The 2,462-nt window shown below is 42.0% G+C and carries 1 protein-coding gene; it reads left to right on the top strand.

Features of this window, described 5'->3' with window-relative positions:
• Window positions 1-469 precede the first annotated feature (469 nt).
• Window positions 470-2,462, top strand: a 1,993-nt coding sequence (locus WBA23_RS20935) for a glutamate synthase central domain-containing protein (RefSeq protein ID WP_424584230.1), incomplete at its 3' end; no start/stop codon positions are given.

Raw genomic sequence — 2,462 nt, 5'->3', positions numbered from 1 at the left:
GCATCACCCTATTCGTCAGCACGTAGATAAAATGAAGGAAAATACATTTAACTGGAGTAGAATCAGTTAATATTCGCAATAATTCTATCCTTTTTTGAAAAATTTTCAATGAGCAGCCAATTTTCAAAAAATTAAAAAAATGATAATCTTCAATGTAAGATTTTGGCTTACGTTACAAGATTAACAACGAATAGTTTTTGAGGTAGTCATATTTTCAGTAGAGAGCAAGCACCATCCTTTCCTACCAGATAACATTTGGTATTTTGCTAATAATACTGGTTTATGATGTACCAAAAATTAAGTATATTGCTTATTCGCGGAATAAAGTTTTGCGAAAAATTAATACCAAATATTTCATGCAGTAACTAAGCTATATTCTCTATTAAAGAGCATACGCAATACAATAGTCTGCTTATAAGTAAAATTCAGAAATTTTATTCTGATTTCCAAACATTAAACTATTATCTATTTGTTGGAAGCGTATACTAAAGACTTGCGGATGAGAAATAACGAAAACTCTTTATATGATTCTTCATTTGAACACGATGCTTGTGGTATCGGATTCGTTGCTCATTTACAAGGTAAAAAATCGCATAGTATTGTAGATGACGCAATTATTATGCTTCAGAATATGGAGCATCGGGGAGCCTGTGGCTGCGAACCTGATTCTGGCGACGGAGCCGGAATTTTAGTACAGAAGCCACATCGTTTTTTTCAGGAAAATGTAAAATTTACCCTACCGGATTTTAACGAATATGGTGTAGCCATGATCTTTTTTCCAGCTAGCGCCGAGCTGCGCGAAGAATGCCGAGGGCTTCTTAATCAAGCTATTAAAGAACTTGGACTAGAGCTTTTGGGGTATCGGCAGGTGCCTACTAATAATCAAAGTTTAGGGCGTTCGGCCAAGCAAGTAGAGCATCGTATTGAGCAAGCCTTTATCCGGTGGAAAGGGGCACCACCCAATGATCCAATGACTTTAGAAAGAAAGCTATATGTACTGAAGCAATACGTTTTGCATACTGTACACCAAGAGGTAGCCAATACAATAGATACTTTCTACATTGCATCTTGCTCCTATAAAACTATTGTATACAAGGGGCAACTTACCACTTTTCAGCTACGCCCCTATTACATTGATCTTCAACAATCTTCCTTTGATTCGGCCTTGGCTCTGGTGCATTCTCGCTTCTCCACCAATACGTTTCCTAAGTGGAAGCTAGCGCAACCCTTCCGGTTCATTGCCCACAATGGCGAAATTAATACCATCCGAGGAAATGTAAACTGGATGCGCTCTAAGCAGGCCCTACTCCAGTCTACCCTGTTTACCGATGAAGAACTAGAAATGCTAATGCCGGTCTGTGACGCGGCTTTTTCAGATTCAGCTAACCTGGATTTGGCAGTGGAACTATTGCATATGGGGGGGCGATCACTACCTCACGTGATGATGATGCTCATTCCTGAAGCTTGGCAAAATAATGAGCTGATGGAAGAAAACAAGAAAGCCTTTTACGAATACTACGCTTCAATGATGGAACCTTGGGATGGCCCCGCGTCTATCTGCTTTACCGATGGTGATATGGTGGGGGCTACTCTAGATCGTAATGGCCTTCGTCCGTCGCGCTATCTGCTCACTGAAGATCAGAAATTGGTAATGTCATCTGAAGCGGGAGCTTTGCCTGTAGATGAGTCTAAAGTACTACTTAAAGGGCGATTGAAGCCCGGACGAATGTTTATAGCCGATTTATCGGAAGGGCGCATTATCAGCGACAAAGAGATTAAAGATCGAATTTGTTCTGAACATCCCTATCAGAGCTGGCTCAACGAGCACCGGTACTTCTTGGATGAACTGCCCGAACCACTGCACGTAAATGGGCAAGACACTCAGCCATCAGATAATTTACCCGTTATTACTCGTCAACAGGCGATGGGTTACACCGGCGAAGATTTGAAAGTTATTCTTGGGCCGATGGCTGATAAGGCTAAAGAGCCTATCGGCTCTATGGGGGCTGATACACCATTAGCCGCTCTCTCCAGCCAAAGCCAGCATATTGCCAACTACTTTAAGCAATTGTTCGCTCAAGTGAGCAACCCACCGATTGATCCTATCCGGGAAAAGTTAGTAATGTCGCTATTTACGCAGCTGGGTGCTACCAAAAATATCTTGGAAGAAACTCCTGAGCACTGTCAGCAGATTAAGCTAAAGCATCCGGTGCTTACTAATCAAGAGCTTAAACGGATAAAATATCTACAGCATCCGGCTTTCAAGGTTGAAGTGCTACAAGCAGTATTTCCGGCAACTGGTGAAGCGGGTGCATTAGAAAACGCTATTGAGCAATTGGTGGCTAAAGCCGAGCAAGCCGTACAAAACGGAGCTAATATTTTGGTTATTTCCGACCGGGCGTTTAGCAAAGAGCAAGCTCCCATACCCTCCTTATTGATAACCGGAGCAGTACATCATCACC

Source organism: Tunicatimonas sp., from assembly GCF_049647865.1.
Classification (GTDB): Bacteria; Bacteroidota; Bacteroidia; order Cytophagales; family Cyclobacteriaceae; genus Tunicatimonas.
Note: the sequence above shows the minus strand (reverse complement) of the source record. Positions and strands in the feature narration are given on the sequence as shown.